This is a genomic window from Nonomuraea sp. NPDC049486 (assembly GCF_040676925.1).
GTDB classification, from domain to species: Bacteria; Actinomycetota; Actinomycetes; order Streptosporangiales; family Streptosporangiaceae; genus Nonomuraea; species Nonomuraea ferruginea.
Window position 1 is genome coordinate 193,148 of the sequence record NZ_JBFAPV010000004.1, and the last position, 13,743, is coordinate 206,890.

The following is a 13,743-nucleotide window of genomic DNA, read 5'->3' on the forward strand; positions in this document are numbered from 1 at the left end:
GACAATGGTGGTGTGGGACCGCACCCTGCTGTAGCTGATGTCCGCCGGGCTGTGCGTGAGGCGTTGGCCGGGCTGGACGGAGGGTCCACGGTGCTGGCCGCGTGCAGCGGGGGCGCCGACTCGCTCGCGCTGGCCGCCGCGCTCGGGTTCGTCGCGCCGCGCGCCGGGCTGCGCGCGGGGCTGGTCACGGTGGACCACCAGTTGCAGGAAGGCTCGGACGTACGGGCGAGGCGGGTCGCGGAGCTGGCCGGAGAGCTGGGGCTGGAGTCCGGCGAGGTGCTGACCGTCACGGTGGGCACGGCCGGAGGGCCGGAGGCCGCGGCGCGGGAGGCCAGATATCGGGCGCTCGGCGAGGCCGCGGAGCGGGCCGGCGCCGCCGCCGTGCTGCTCGGCCACACCCGCGACGACCAGGCCGAGACCGTGCTGCTCGGGCTGGCCAGGGGGAGCGGCCCACGGTCGCTGGCCGGGATGGCGCCGCGGAGCGGGCTCTACCGCCGCCCCCTGCTCGACCTCCCGCGCCGCGTCACCGTCGCCGCCTGCGCGGCGCTCGGCCTGACCCCGTGGGACGACCCGCACAACGACGACCCCCGCTACACCCGGGTCCGGGTGCGCTCGCGGGTCCTTCCCGTACTGGAGAAGGAGCTCGGGCCCGGGGTGGCCGAGGCGCTCGCGCGGACGGCCGGGCTCGCCAGGGACGACGCCGACGCGCTCGACGAGTGGGCTGACACGGTGTATCACGATTGCGCTCTAAGCGATATTTCGGGAAGGCTCACGCTCTCCGTCGAGGCGCTGGAGCGGGTTCCCGCGGCCGTGCGGCGGCGGGTGCTGCGTCGCGCCGCCATCGCCGCCGGGGCGCCGTCCGGGGCGCTCTCGGCGACCCACGTGCACGCCGTGGAACGCCTCGTCACGTCCTGGCGCGGGCAGAAGGCCGTGGACCTACCCGGGCGAGTGTCGGCCGTCCGGCGGTATGGCACCCTGATACTCGCCATCAGCCCCATCCCGTAAGGAACCACAGGTGGACGCAGCCGACATGGGCGAGGACCTCGAGAAGGTCCTCATCGCCGAGGACGAGCTCCAGGGCAAGATCAGGGAGCTGGCCGGTCGGATCGACGAAGACTACGCGGGCAAGGAGCTGCTCCTCGTGGGCGTGCTCAAGGGCGCCGTCATGGTGATGGCCGACCTGGCCAGGGCCCTGCACGTGCCGGTGCAGATGGACTGGATGGCGGTGTCGTCCTACGGCGCCGGCACTAGGTCGTCCGGTGTCGTGCGGGTGCTCAAGGACCTCGACACCGACATCATGAACCGCCACGTGCTCATCGTGGAGGACATCATCGACTCCGGCCTGACCCTCCACTGGCTGCTGGAGAACCTCAAGTCGCGCAACCCGGCCTCGCTGGAGATCTGCGCCGCCCTGCGCAAGCCCGACGCCGTCAAGGTGCCCATCGACGTCAAGTACGTCGGCTTCGACATCCCCAACGAGTTCGTCATCGGCTACGGGCTCGACTACGCCGAGCGTTACCGCAACCTCCCCTTCATCGGCACCCTCGCCCCGCACGTCTACACCTAGAGATCGCTTGGATGGCCGTGAACCGCCGGGAACACAGCGGGCCGTGACGTACGTTGGTAGGGCAAGGCCGGTTGTAGCGGGCGGTCCCTCCGCGCGCTTGTCCGGTGTACCTTCTGACGACGGGAGGGTGACCGAGCGTCCCCTCCGGGTAGTCAGAAGTCGCGGCGTCGGGATGCCGCGGCCCCGGGTCCTGCCCGGGGTTCCAGGCCATGGTCAGGGAAGGGACGGGCCCGCCAGGGGTTCCGCATCGGATGGATCTCAAGCGATTTACACGTGGGCCACTGCTGTGGATCCTGGGCATCGTCGTGCTGCTCCTGCTCGTCACCCAATTGTGGAGCGGCGGGGGCAACTTCAAGCAGGCCGACACGTCCACGGTCCTCGAGCAGATTCGCACCGGCAACGTCAGCAACGCGAAGATCATTGACAAGGACCAGCGGATCGAGCTGACGCTCAAGAACGGCATCACGGTCAGGCCCGGCGACCAGCCCACCAAGATGATCCAGTCCGACTGGGTCACCGGCTACGGCGCCAAGCTGACCGACGACCTGCAGGCGCAGGTGCAGGCCGGCAAGACCGACAGCTTCACCACCGAGGTGCCGCAGGAGAACATCCTGCTCAGCATCCTGGTGAGCTTCCTGCCGATCGTCATCATCGTGCTGCTCTTCCTGTTCATCATGAACCAGATGCAGGGCGGCGGCAGCCGGGTGATGAACTTCGGCAAGTCCAAGGCCAAGCTGATCACCAAAGACACTCCCAAGACCACCTTCGCCGACGTCGCGGGCGCCGACGAGGCCATCGAGGAACTCCACGAGATCAAGGACTTCCTCCAGGCCCCGGCCAAGTTCCAGGCGATCGGCGCGAAGATCCCCAAGGGCGTCCTGCTCTACGGCCCGCCCGGCACCGGCAAGACCCTGCTCGCCCGCGCGGTCGCGGGTGAGGCGGGCGTGCCGTTCTACTCGATCTCCGGTTCCGACTTCGTCGAGATGTTCGTCGGTGTCGGCGCCTCCCGGGTGCGCGACCTGTTCGAGCAGGCCAAGGCCAACGCCCCGGCGATCATCTTCATCGACGAGATCGACGCCGTCGGCCGCCACCGCGGCGCCGGCCTGGGCGGCGGTCACGACGAGCGCGAGCAGACGCTCAACCAGCTGCTCGTCGAGATGGACGGCTTCGACGTCAAGGGCGGCGTGATCCTCATCGCCGCGACCAACCGGCCCGACATCCTCGACCCGGCCCTGCTGCGTCCCGGCCGCTTCGACCGTCAGGTCACCGTCGACCGTCCCGACCTGGAGGGCCGCAAGGGCATCCTCAAGGTCCACGGCCGCGGCAAGCCGTTCGCGCCCGACGTCGACCTCGACGTCATCGCGCGCCGGACCCCCGGGTTCACCGGCGCCGACCTGGCCAACGTGATCAACGAGGCGGCGCTGCTCACCGCGCGCGCCGACGAGAAGCTGATCACGATGGACATGCTGGAGGAGTCGATCGACCGGGTCATGGCCGGGCCCGAGCGCAAGACCCGCGTCATGTCCGACAAGGAAAAGAAGATGATCGCCTACCACGAGGGCGGTCACGCGCTGGTGGCGCACGCGCTGCCGAACTCCGACCCGGTCCACAAGATCACGATCTTGTCCCGGGGCCGGGCGCTCGGCTACACGATGACGCTGCCGATGGAAGACAAGTTCCTGGCCACCCGGTCGGAGATGATGGACCAGCTCGCGATGCTGCTGGGCGGCCGCGCGGCGGAGGAGCTCGTCTTCCACGAGCCCACCACCGGCGCCTCCAACGACATCGAGAAGGCCACCGCCGTCGCCCGCCGCATGGTGACCGAGTACGGCATGAGCGAGGCCCTGGGCGCCCGCAAGTTCGGCAGCGGCCAGGCCGAGGTGTTCCTCGGCCGTGAGATGGGCCACGAGCGCGACTACTCCGAGAAGATCGCCTCCACGATCGACGAAGAGGTCCGCCGGATGATCGAGACGGCTCACGACCAGGCGTGGGACATCCTGGTCGAGTACCGCGACGTGCTCGACAACCTGGTGCTCGAACTCATGGAGAAGGAGACCCTCTCCCGCGACATGGTGCTGGAGATCTTCTCTCCGGTGGTCGTCAAAGAGCACCGTCCGTCCTACGCGGGCTACGGCAAGCGGCTCCCGTCCGACCGGCCGCCCATCCTGACCCCCAAGGAGCAGTACGGCAACGGCTCGCTCGGACAGGGCCACCAGGGCGCACTGCCTTCCGGAGACACTGCGTGAAAGCGCACGAAGTAGATTTCGGACGGATCGAGAAGGCCGTCCGCGAGATCCTCTACGCCATCGGCGAGGATCCCGACCGCGACGGCCTTCTCGAGACGCCCGCCCGGGTGGCCCGCGCCTACGCGGAGCAGTTCTCGGGCCTCGGGCTGACCCCCGAGGACGTGCTCAACAAGGTCTTCGACGTCGACCACGACGAGATGATCCTGGTCAAGGACATCGAGGTCTACTCGACCTGCGAGCACCACCTCGTCCCGTTCTACGGCCTGGCGCACGTCGGCTACATCCCCAACGAGCACGGCCAGGTCACCGGCCTGTCCAAACTGGCCAGGCTGGTCGACGTCTACGCGCGCCGGCCGCAGGTGCAGGAGCGGATGACCTCGCAGATCGCCGACGGCATCATGCGGGTGCTGGAGCCGCGCGGCGTGATCGTGGTGGTCGAGGCCGAACACCTCTGCATGACGATGCGTGGTGTACGCAAGCCCGGCGCGAAGACGGTCACCTCGGCCGTCCGCGGCGATTTCCGTACCAGTGACAAGACGCGCGCCGAGGCGATGGCGCTGATCCTGGGGCGCTGACGGCTGGCGGCGCCGCGTGAGATCCGCGCGCGTTCCAAGCGCGAAGGGATCGTTATCCACAACGGGGCACCCGCGATATCGCCGGGTATGAGCGAGCGCCTAGGCTTGGGCACATGACGAGAGTGCCGGGGCTTGACGACGCCGACCGGTGCCTGGTCATGGGCGTGGTCAATGTGACCCCTGACTCGTTCTCCGACGGCGGCCTGTGGTTCGACGAGGCGGCGGCCATCCGCCACGGGTTCGAGCTGGTCGCCCAGGGCGCCGACATCGTCGACGTGGGTGGCGAGTCCACCCGGCCGGGCGCCTCCAGGGTGTCGCTCGACGAGGAGCTCGCCCGCGTGGTGCCCGTGATCGGCGCGCTGGCCGCGGAGGGCGTCCAGGTCAGCGTCGACACGATGCGGGCCGAGGTGGCCAAGGCCGCGGTCGAGGCCGGGGCCGTCCTGGTCAACGACGTGAGCGGCGGCCTGGCCGACCCGCAGATGCCGCGCGTGGTGGCCGCCGCAGGTGTGCCCTACGTGGTGATGCACTGGCGCGGCCACAGCGAAGACATGCAGAGCCGCGCGGTCTACGAGGACGTCGTGACCGAGGTCTGCGAGGAGCTGGCCAAACGGGTGGAGCTGGTGCTCGCCGAGGGGGTCTCCCGCGAGCAGATCGTGCTCGACCCCGGGCTCGGCTTCGCCAAGAACGCCACCCACAACTGGGCGCTGCTGGCGGCGATCCCGCGCCTGACCGAGCTGGGCTACCCGCTGCTGATCGGGGCGTCCCGCAAGAGGTTCCTGGGGCGGTTGCTCGCCGACGCCGACGGCACGCCGCGCCCGTTCGACCGCAACGACGACGCCACGCTGGCGGTGACGGCGCTGGCCGCCCGTGACGGCGCCTGGTGCGTCCGGGTGCACACCGTAGGTCCGAATGCCGATGCCGTGCGCGTGGCAGCAGCATGGAAGAGAGCCGGAGCTGACACATGAGCGTCGACACCGCCGCGATCGAGACCATCAACCAGGAGTTCTATACCGCGATAGAAGACGCCGACCTCGATCGGATGACCGAGATCTGGGCCGAGGACGGCGTCGACGGCAAGGTCAGCTGCGTCCACCCGGGCTGGACCCTCCTGGCGGGCCGGTCGGAGGTGCTGCGGTCGTGGGCGTTGATCATGGCCAACACGACCTACATCCAGTTCGTGCTCACCGACGTCAACACCACCGTGCTCCGCGACGACGTGGCGGTGCTGACCTGCGTGGAGAACATCCTCACGGCGGGTGAGGAGGGCGAGTCCAGCTTCGCGGCCGGCAAGGTGGTGGCCAGCAACGTCTACATCCGCACCCCTCAGGGCTGGCGGCTGTGGATGCACCACGGGTCGCCGGTGCTGCAGAGCGACGACGACGAGGAGGAGGAAGGCGAGCTTGAGCACTGACCGGATCGCGCTGAAGGGCCTGCGGGCCCGCGGGAGACACGGCGTGCTGGCGGCCGAGCGGGAGCTCGGCCAGGAGTTCGTCGTGGACGTCACCCTCTTCCTCGACACCGCGCCCGCGGCCGCGGGCGACGACCTGACCCTGACCGTCGACTACGGCGAGCTGGCGCAGGCGCTGGTGAAGGTGGTCGAGGGCGAGCCGGTCGCGCTGATCGAGACGCTCGCCCAGCGGCTGGCGGAGGTCTGCCTGGATAGGGAGCTCGTCGAGTCCGTGGAGGTGAGCGTGCACAAACCCGCCGCGCCGATCCCCCTGCCGTTCGGCGACGTGGTGGTGACGATCCAACGGAGGCGCCGATGAAGACCGTGCTAGCGCTCGGGAGCAACCTGGGCAGACGTTTCCAGACGCTGCAGGGCGCCGTGGACGCGCTGTTCGACGCGCCGGGTCTGGAGTTCGTGGCGGCCTCGCCGGTCTACGAGACCGACCCGGTGGGCGGCCCCGGGGGCCAGCGGCCCTACCTGAACGCGGTGGTGGTGGCGGAGACGACTCTCGAACCGCACACCCTGCTGGAGCGGGCGCAGAGCACCGAAGACGCCTTCGGCCGCGTCCGCCAGGAGCGGTGGGGGCCGCGGACGCTCGACATCGACCTGATCATGGTGGGCGACATCGTCAGCGACGACCCGGAGCTGACGCTGCCGCACCCCATGGCGCACGAGCGGGCGTTCGTGCTGCTGCCGTGGGCGCAGGCCGACCCCGACGCGGAGCTGCCGGGCAAGGGCCGGGTCGCCGACCTGCTGGCGGGCCTCGACCAGAGGGGCGCGCGACTCCGTGAGGACCTGAAGCTGCAGAGGCCCGATTGAGACCGACCCGTCCCGGCCTGCTGGCCGTCGTCTTCGTCGTCGTCGCGCTGCTGACATGGCTGACCGTCCAGCAGTTCTACTCCCAAATGCCGCTGGTGCCGTGGACCGCGATCCCGACGGTGCTGCTGCTGGCCATCGGCGAGGCCTACGCCGGGTGGATGACCCGGGCCAGGATCGCCCGCCGGCCCGGCACCAAACCGGTGGAGCCGCTCGCGGTGGCCCGGCTGGTCGCGCTGGCCAAGGCGTCCGCATACGGCGGGGCGGGGTTCGCGGGCCTGTTCGGCGGCTTCGTCCTGCACACGGCGACGGAGCTGGAGAAGGTGACGCCGCGGAGCGAGTTCTTCGTGTCCGGCGGCTCGCTGCTGGCCTGCGTGGTCCTCGTCTGCGCCGCCCTCTTCCTCGAACACGCCTGCCGCATCCCCGAGGACCACGAGGGTGACCGGCCCGAGTAGAGCCGGTCACTTGTCGATGTCGCCCACCACGAAGAACATCGAGCCGAGGATGGCCACCATGTCAGAGACCAGGTGGCCGGGCAGCATCTCGCGCAGCACCTGGATGTTGCCGTAGGAGGCGGAGCGGAGCTTGAGCCGCCACGGGGTCTTGTCGCCCTTGGAGACCAGGTAGTAGCCGTTGATGCCGAGAGGGTTCTCCGTCCAGGCGTAGGTGTGGCCCTCCGGCACCTTGAGCACCTTGGGCAGCCGCTGGTTGATCGGCCCCCGCGGCAGCGAGCGGAGCCGGTCGACGCACGCGTCGGCCAGGTCGAGCGAGACCTTGACCTGCTCCAGCAGCACCTCGAAGCGTGCGTGGCAGTCGCCGGCGGTGCGGGTGACGACCCTGACGGGCAGCTCGGGGTAGGCGAGGTAGGGCTGGTCGCGGCGCAGGTCGACGTCGACGCCCGAGGCCCTGGCGATGGGGCCGCTGACCCCGTACTGCATGATCTGCTCGCGGGTGAGCACGCCGACGCCTCTGGTGCGGGCGAGGAAGATCTCGTTGTTGAGTATGAGGTTCTCGATGTCGGGGATCTTCGCGCGGACCTCGGCGACGGTCTGTGAGACCCGGTCGAGCCACCCGTACGGGAGATCCTCCTTCAGACCGCCGACGCGGTTGAACATGTAGTGCATCCGCCCGCCGGAGATCTCCTCCATGACGGCCTGGATGCGCTCGCGCTCGTCGAAGGCGTAGAAGATGGGCGTCATGGCGCCCATCTCCAGGGGGTAGGAGCCGAGGAACATCAGGTGGTTGAGCACCCGGTTGAGCTCGGCCAGCAGCGTGCGGGCCCACACGGCGCGGACGGGCGGCTCCATGCCGAGCATGCGTTCGGCGGCGAGCACCACGCCGAGCTCGTTGGCGAACGCCGACAGCCAGTCGTGGCGGTTGGCCAGCATGATGATCTGCCGGTAGTCGCGCACCTCGAACAGCTTCTCCGCGCCCCGGTGCATGTAGCCGACGATCGGCTCGGCGGTGGCGATGCGTTCGCCGTCGAGCGTCAGGCGGAGGCGGAGCACGCCGTGCGTCGAGGGGTGCTGGGGGCCGATGTTGAGGATCATGTCCTCGGTGGCCAGTTCCTTCGCCCCTGCGCCGATTCCCACCACGCGTTCCGTCATACGGCCCATGCTCTCACCGGATACCAGGTCAAGGAACGGGTGTGCCGGGGTCCGTCGTCCGAGGTCAAGGTACGGCAAGCACGCGCATCACCAGGCCATGGCGGGGGAGGATTGTCTGGAACGGGGGAACAAGACGATGAAGAGGGTCATCTTTGATGTGGCTGCCCTGATCGCCAGGGTGGTGATCGGCGTCATCTTCGTGGCGCACGGGCTGCAGAAATGGACAGCGGGTCTGGGGGCCATCAGCGCCGGCTTCACCGAGATGGGCGTGCCGCTGCCCCAGGCGTCGGCCGCCTTCGCGACGATCGTCGAGGTGGTCTGCGGGGTGCTGCTGATCCTGGGGCTGGCGGTCCGGATCTCGGCGGCGCTGTTGCTGGTCGACATGATCGGGGCGCTGCTCTTCGTGCACGCGGCCGGCGGGGTGTTCGTCACGGAGGGCGGCTGGGAGCTGGTGGCGGCCCTGGGCGCGGCCTGCCTGCTGCTGATCGCGCTGGGCGGCGGGCGCATCGGCCTCGACGGGATCATCCACGCGGTGCACAGGCGTCGCTCCAGGCGGGCCGCCGCGACCGAGCCCGCCTACGAGCCGGTGCCGGGCGGGCTCGACAACGCGCCCACCCGGCCCACGGTGATGGAGGAGCCGCAGCGCGACGTGCCCCCGCAGGGGAGCGGCGCGAGCGGCTTGGACGACCGCGACATGCGTGACGTCGACCGCCTGCTCGGCGACGAGCCGACCCGGCCCCACCCACGCAAGCCGTAGGAGTTGCGGTCGCTGAGCGGGCCGCTCAGCGACCGGCCAGGTCGCGCAGCGCGGCGAGAAGACGGTCGACATGCTCTTCGGTCGTGCCGATGCCGATCGAGGCGCGCACGGCCGAGGCGGTGCCGTCCGCGCAGCCGCCGTCCTGCGTGCCGAGCAGGTGCCGGACGAACGGGTGCGCGCAGAACTTGCCGTCCCGCACCCCGATCCCGTGCTCGGCCGACAGCGTCTCGGCGACCTCGCGCGCCGGGTGGCCGTCGACGGTGAAGGACACGATGCCCACGCGCGGGTGGCCGGGCCCCCACAGCGAGAGTTCCCGTACCCCCTCGATGGCGGCGAGGCCGGCACGCAGCCGGGCGAGCAGCCGCTCCTCCTCGCGGACGAGCGGGGTCCAGCCGGTGGCGGTGAGCGCGTCGCAGGCGGCGGCCAGCGCGATGGCGCCCAGCACGTTCGGGGTGCCCGCCTCGTGCCGCGGCTCGGGGTCGTCGTGCCAGTCGGCACCGTCCTCGCCGACGGCGCGCACCGCGCCGCCGCCCTTCAGGTACGGGTCGCCGGCGGCCAGCCAGTCACCGCGGCCGACCAGCGCCCCCGCCCCGAACGGCGCGTACAGCTTGTGCCCGGAGAAGGCCACGTAGTCCAGGTCGAGCGCGGTCAGGTTGAGCGGCCGATGGGGGACGAGCTGGGCGGCGTCCACCAGGATGCGCGCGCCGTGCCGGTGCGCGATGTGGGCCAGCGCGGCGACGGGCCAGAGTTCGCCGGTGACGTTCGAGGCGGCGGTCACGACCAGGAGCTTGGGTCCGTCGATCCCGGCCAGGGTGTCGTCGGCGGCGCGCACGGCCTCGCCGGGGAAGGCGGGCGGCGCCAGCCGGACCACCCGCTGCCACGGCAGCAGCGAGGCGTGGTGCTCGGTGTCGAAGACGACCACGGTGGTGCCTTCGGGCAGGCAGCGGGCGAGCAGGTTGGTGGCGTCGGTGGTGTTGCGGGTGAAGACCACCGCGTCGTCCGTGCGGGCGCCGACGAAGGCCCGTACGGTGTGGCGGGCCTGCTCGTAGCGGGCGGTGGTGAGCTGGGAGGCGTACCCGGCGCCGCGGTGCACGCTGGAGTAGGCCGGTAGCGCGGCGGCGACGGCGGTGCTGACCTGCTCCAGACAGGGGGCGCTGGCGGCGTAGTCGAGGTTGGCGTACCCGGTGAGCCTGCCGCCCTTGACCGGGACTCGCAGGTCGGCGCCGAGCACGGCGGGGATCGCGCGCGCCGGACAGGGCTCCGGGTGCTTCTCGGGAGCGGTGCGGGCGGCGTCGAAGATCGTCAAAGTGGACACGGCATGCCTCCTCGGGCGTCATCGGACCCCAGGAGCAGCCACGGAGCCCGCGCTTGCCCGCCACCCTTCGTGGCGGACCAGGTCTTCACCCGGGGCACCCCGCCGCGGACGCGAGGGTTGCCGGCCAGCGAGCCGGGGCTTGGCGCTGGCACTCATGACCTACGTGCCGGACTATAACCGATGATTCATCCGGATCGCGAACTTCTCCGGACTTCTGCTCGTTGGGCGGTGGTACGTTCCCCCACCGAAAGTAGGCGGCGATGCTTGACTGGGTGTCCAACCCGGAGATCTGGATAGGGTTCCTCACCCTGGTGACCCTGGAGATCGTCCTGGGCATCGACAACATCATCTTCATCTCCATCCTGGCAGGGAAGCTGCCTCCCGAGCAGCGCGACCGGGCGCGGGTGGTGGGCCTGGCCGCGGCGCTGGTGATGCGGCTGCTCCTGCTGCTGGCGCTGTCGTGGGTGGTCCGGCTCACCGCGCCGCTGTTCGAGGTGCTCGGTCACGAGATATCGGGACGAGATCTCATCCTGCTGCTGGGCGGGCTGTTCCTGCTGGCCAAGAGCGTCACCGAGATCAGCCACACGATGGACGGGCCGAGCAAGGACGGCAAGTCGGCGGCCGTCGTCTCGTTCACGTCGGTCATCGTGCAGATCATGCTGCTCGACATCGTGTTCTCGCTCGACTCGGTGATCACCGCCGTGGGCATGGTCGACGAGCTCGGGGTGATGATCGCGGCCGTGGTCGTGGCGGTGGCGGTGATGCTGTTCGCCTCCGGGCCGATCAGCCGGTTCGTCGACGCGCATCCGAGCATCAAGATGCTGGCGCTGGCGTTCCTGGTGCTGATCGGGGTGATGCTCGTGGCCGAGGGTCTCGACCAGCACATCCCGAAGGGCTACATCTACTTCGCGATGGCGTTCTCGGTCGTCGTCGAGCTGCTCAACATCCGGGTGCGGAGCAGGAAGAACAAGCAGGTGGAGGAAGCTCCTACTATGCAATAGTGCGCTTTGATCCCTGGAATCCGGATTTCGTGGCCCATCCCTACGACGTCTACGCCGAGCTGAGGCGGGAGGCCCCCGTCAGCTACTTCGAACCCGCCGACCAGTGGCTGATCGCCCGCCACGCGGATGTGGACGAGCTGCTGCGTGACCGCAGGCTCGGCCGTTCCTATCTGCACGTGGCCACGGACGAGGAGTTCGGCAGGCCACCGGAGCCGGAGTTCCAGGAGCCGTTCTGGCGGGTGGTCCGCGCCGGCATGCTCGACGTCGAGCCGCCGGTGCACACCCGGCTGCGCCGCCTGGTGTCCAAGGCGTTCACCCCGCGCATGGTCGAGTCGCTGCGGCCGCGCGTGCGGGCCATCGCCGAGGGGCTCGTGGACGCGTACGTGGAGAAGGGCGGCGGAGATCTGATCGCGGAGGTCGCCGAGCCGCTGCCGGTGACGGTCATCGCGGAGATGCTGGGCATCCCCGAGCGGGACCGTCACCTGCTGCGGCCCTGGTCCTCGGACATCTGCCTGATGTACGAGCTCAATCCGAGCGAGGAGATGCAGCACACCGCGGTCAGGGCGGCGGACGAGTTCGCCGAGTACTTGAGAGGGCTGGCCCGCGAGCGGGCGGGGAAGCCGGGCGACGACCTGATCAGCGCGCTGGCGGGAATCCCCGAGCTGACCGAGGACGAGCTGATCGGCACCTGCGTGCTGCTGCTCAACGCCGGTCACGAGGCCACCGTGAACGCCACCGGCAACGGCTGGTGGGCGCTGTTCAGGAACCCGGACGAGCTGGCCCGGCTCCGCGCGGACCGCTCGCTGCTGCCCACGGCGATCGAGGAGGTGCTGCGCTGGGACACCCCGGCGCAGATGTTCGAGCGCTGGGTCCTGGAGGACATCGAGGTCGGCGGCGTGCGGATCCCGCGCGGGGCCGAGGTGGCGCTGCTGTTCGGCTCGGCCAACCGCGACCCCGAGGTGTTCGACGACCCCGACCGGTTCGACGCGGGCCGCAAGGACAACCCGCACATCTCGTTCGGCCTGGGCATCCACTACTGCCTGGGCGCGCCGCTGGCCAGGATCGAGATGGTCGAGTCGTTCGGCGCGCTGCTCGACCGGGCGCCGGCGCTGGAGCTTGTCAGGGAGCCGGAGTGGAAGCCGGGCTACATCATCCGGGGCCTGCAGGGCCTGGAGCTGAGCACGCGCTGACGCCGGGTCACCGGCGCTGGCAGAGCCAGCCGAACCCGCCCAGCCCCGCCGGATCGATCAGCTCGGCCTCCTCGGAGGCCCGGGCGAGCGCCCGGAGATAGCCCGGAGGATCGGTGCGGGCCAGGTCGAGGGAGGGGCGGGCGCCGGTGACGCCCAGCTCGCGCAGCGCGGCACGCTGTGTGGACAAGGCTGTGGATATCGCGCCCGCCCGCCGCCCGGCCTCGGCGCACGCGTCGAGCGCGACGTGCGCGGTGATGTCGCAGGTCCCGTCGGGGATCGGGGAAACGACCGCGCCGTCGCGATATCCGGTGAGCGTGCCGCAGCGCGGCCGGTTATCCACAGGGTGTGCATAATCGACGGCGACGGCCCGCCCCTGGTCGAGCCGCGCCAGGACCGCCGCCCAGGCCGCGTCGCGGGTGCGGCCGATCTCGGCTCTCGTGCCGACGCACGACAGCGGCCACCACCGTTTCAGCCACTCCAGATCGGCCGCCGGCGGCTCGCCGCCCAGCCGCTCCTCGCCGGTCTCGGTGTCGACCAGGACCAGCCGCGGCCCGTCTGCGGTCTGCTCGGCGACGTCCAGCGGGACGTTGTCGAGCCACTCGTTCGCGATCACCAGGCCGCGCACGCCGGAGGGGATCCGGGCGGACCACCCGATCTCCTCGGGAAGATCGTCAGGCCGGGGGGACAGGTCGACGGCCGTGACCCGCAGCCTGGCCCGCAGCCCGCGGCCGGCCATGGCGAGCACGTGGCGGACCAGCACGCCTTCGCCCGCGCCGACGTCGACGAGGTCGATCCCGGCGGGGGCGCCGAGCTCGGCGTCGACCTCGCGCAGCAGGGCCAGCACCGCCTCGGCGAACGCCGGTGACGCGACGACCGAGGTGCGGAAGTGGCCGGACGGGCGTTCGCGAAGGTAGAAGCCGCCCTCGCCGTACAGCGCGCGCTGAGTGGCTTCGCGCCAGGTGAGCCACATGTCTGGACTATCTCACGATGGACACGGGGCCCGGACCGGATCCGGGCCCCGCCATGGCCGCCAGTCGGCGGTGGCGGCCATGCGCACCGCCCAAGAGGCCCCTGACACAGTGCGGGCGTCGGGTCGCGATAGGACTCGGCGCCCGCTCCCAGCGGTGAACCCCTCTCCTCATCTCATCCGACAGGGGGTGCACCGGTTCACCTGCCCTTGTCCCTTTTGTCGGTAACGCAACATGCAGCAAAACCCCGGTCA

General features: G+C 70.4%; 15 protein-coding genes and 1 riboswitch. Of the genes, 12 read left to right on the top strand and 3 right to left on the bottom strand.

Annotation, left to right across the window (positions count from 1 at the left end; translation table 11 throughout):
* Positions 1-12 precede the first annotated feature (12 nt).
* From tilS to AB0K05_RS13380, 9 genes are all read left to right on the top strand, one after another.
* Positions 13-1,005 (top strand): tRNA lysidine(34) synthetase TilS, encoded by a 993-nt coding sequence (gene tilS, locus AB0K05_RS13340; protein ID WP_271275950.1) that lies wholly within the window; start codon positions 13-15, stop codon positions 1,003-1,005.
* Between the two features lie 10 nt (positions 1,006-1,015).
* A complete protein-coding gene (hpt, locus tag AB0K05_RS13345) occupies positions 1,016-1,567 on the top strand; it encodes a hypoxanthine phosphoribosyltransferase (protein ID WP_271275951.1) in 552 nt (183 codons plus the stop codon).
* Positions 1,568-1,818: 251 nt separating this feature from the next.
* A complete protein-coding gene (gene ftsH, locus AB0K05_RS13350; protein WP_148035630.1) occupies positions 1,819-3,813 on the top strand; it encodes an ATP-dependent zinc metalloprotease FtsH in 1,995 nt (664 codons plus the stop codon).
* Positions 3,810-4,388, top strand: a complete 579-nt coding sequence (folE, locus tag AB0K05_RS13355; RefSeq protein WP_148035629.1) for a GTP cyclohydrolase I FolE — start codon at positions 3,810-3,812, stop codon at positions 4,386-4,388. The genes ftsH and folE overlap by 4 nt, the downstream gene beginning before the upstream one ends.
* Before the next feature lie 113 nt (positions 4,389-4,501).
* Entirely contained in the window at positions 4,502-5,353 is an 852-nt protein-coding gene (gene folP, locus AB0K05_RS13360) for a dihydropteroate synthase (protein WP_364229129.1), read from the top strand.
* Positions 5,350-5,799: a nuclear transport factor 2 family protein gene (locus AB0K05_RS13365; RefSeq protein ID WP_148035627.1), complete on the top strand. Its 450-nt coding sequence runs from the start codon at positions 5,350-5,352 to the stop codon at positions 5,797-5,799. The genes folP and AB0K05_RS13365 overlap by 4 nt, the downstream gene beginning before the upstream one ends.
* Entirely contained in the window at positions 5,789-6,154 is a 366-nt protein-coding gene (folB, locus tag AB0K05_RS13370) for a dihydroneopterin aldolase (protein ID WP_364229131.1), read from the top strand. The genes AB0K05_RS13365 and folB overlap by 11 nt, the downstream gene beginning before the upstream one ends.
* Positions 6,151-6,654, top strand: coding sequence for a 2-amino-4-hydroxy-6-hydroxymethyldihydropteridine diphosphokinase (gene folK / locus AB0K05_RS13375; protein ID WP_364229133.1), 504 nt, complete (start codon positions 6,151-6,153; stop codon positions 6,652-6,654). The genes folB and folK overlap by 4 nt, the downstream gene beginning before the upstream one ends.
* Entirely contained in the window at positions 6,651-7,106 is a 456-nt protein-coding gene (locus AB0K05_RS13380; protein WP_364229135.1) for a DUF3180 domain-containing protein, read from the top strand. The genes folK and AB0K05_RS13380 overlap by 4 nt, the downstream gene beginning before the upstream one ends.
* 6 nt (positions 7,107-7,112) lie before the next feature.
* Here AB0K05_RS13380 and AB0K05_RS13385 read toward each other — a convergent pair whose 3' ends face one another.
* On the bottom strand, positions 7,113-8,258 hold the full coding sequence (locus AB0K05_RS13385; RefSeq protein ID WP_364229137.1) for an NADH-quinone oxidoreductase subunit D: 1,146 nt from the start codon (positions 8,256-8,258) through the stop codon (positions 7,113-7,115).
* Between the two features lie 157 nt (positions 8,259-8,415).
* On the opposite strand from AB0K05_RS13385, the gene AB0K05_RS13390 reads away from it, so the two are divergent.
* On the top strand, positions 8,416-9,015 hold the full coding sequence (locus AB0K05_RS13390; RefSeq protein ID WP_364229139.1) for a DoxX family protein: 600 nt from the start codon (positions 8,416-8,418) through the stop codon (positions 9,013-9,015).
* A gap of 25 nt (positions 9,016-9,040) precedes the next feature.
* On the opposite strand, the gene AB0K05_RS13395 is transcribed toward AB0K05_RS13390, so the two are convergent.
* A complete protein-coding gene (locus tag AB0K05_RS13395) occupies positions 9,041-10,321 on the bottom strand; it encodes an aminotransferase class V-fold PLP-dependent enzyme (protein ID WP_364229778.1) in 1,281 nt (426 codons plus the stop codon).
* Between the two features lie 53 nt (positions 10,322-10,374).
* Positions 10,375-10,490: riboswitch (SAM riboswitch) on the bottom strand.
* 100 nt (positions 10,491-10,590) lie between these two features.
* Between AB0K05_RS13395 and AB0K05_RS13400 the strand changes: the two genes are divergently transcribed.
* Entirely contained in the window at positions 10,591-11,331 is a 741-nt protein-coding gene (locus tag AB0K05_RS13400; RefSeq protein ID WP_148035620.1) for a TerC family protein, read from the top strand.
* Entirely contained in the window at positions 11,331-12,521 is a 1,191-nt protein-coding gene (locus AB0K05_RS13405; protein ID WP_364229141.1) for a cytochrome P450, read from the top strand. Before AB0K05_RS13400 ends, AB0K05_RS13405 begins: the two co-directional genes overlap by 1 nt.
* 7 nt (positions 12,522-12,528) lie before the next feature.
* Here AB0K05_RS13405 and AB0K05_RS13410 read toward each other — a convergent pair whose 3' ends face one another.
* On the bottom strand, positions 12,529-13,491 hold the full coding sequence (locus AB0K05_RS13410; protein ID WP_271275955.1) for an SAM-dependent methyltransferase: 963 nt from the start codon (positions 13,489-13,491) through the stop codon (positions 12,529-12,531).
* Between the last annotated feature and the right edge of the window lie 252 nt (positions 13,492-13,743).

Bases quoted from the DNA above. Each gene is read 5' to 3' on its own strand.
- ftsH (WP_148035630.1), top strand. From the start codon at position 1,819: ATGGATCTCAAGCGATTTACACGTGGGCCACTGCTGTGGATCCTGGGC.
- folP (WP_364229129.1), top strand. From the start codon at position 4,502: ATGACGAGAGTGCCGGGGCTTGACGACGCCGACCGGTGCCTGGTCATG.
- AB0K05_RS13365 (WP_148035627.1), top strand. From the start codon at position 5,350: ATGAGCGTCGACACCGCCGCGATCGAGACCATCAACCAGGAGTTCTAT.
- folK (WP_364229133.1), top strand. From the start codon at position 6,151: ATGAAGACCGTGCTAGCGCTCGGGAGCAACCTGGGCAGACGTTTCCAG.
- AB0K05_RS13385 (WP_364229137.1), bottom strand. From the start codon at position 8,258: ATGACGGAACGCGTGGTGGGAATCGGCGCAGGGGCGAAGGAACTGGCC.
- AB0K05_RS13400 (WP_148035620.1), top strand. From the start codon at position 10,591: ATGCTTGACTGGGTGTCCAACCCGGAGATCTGGATAGGGTTCCTCACC.
- AB0K05_RS13410 (WP_271275955.1), bottom strand. From the start codon at position 13,491: ATGTGGCTCACCTGGCGCGAAGCCACTCAGCGCGCGCTGTACGGCGAG.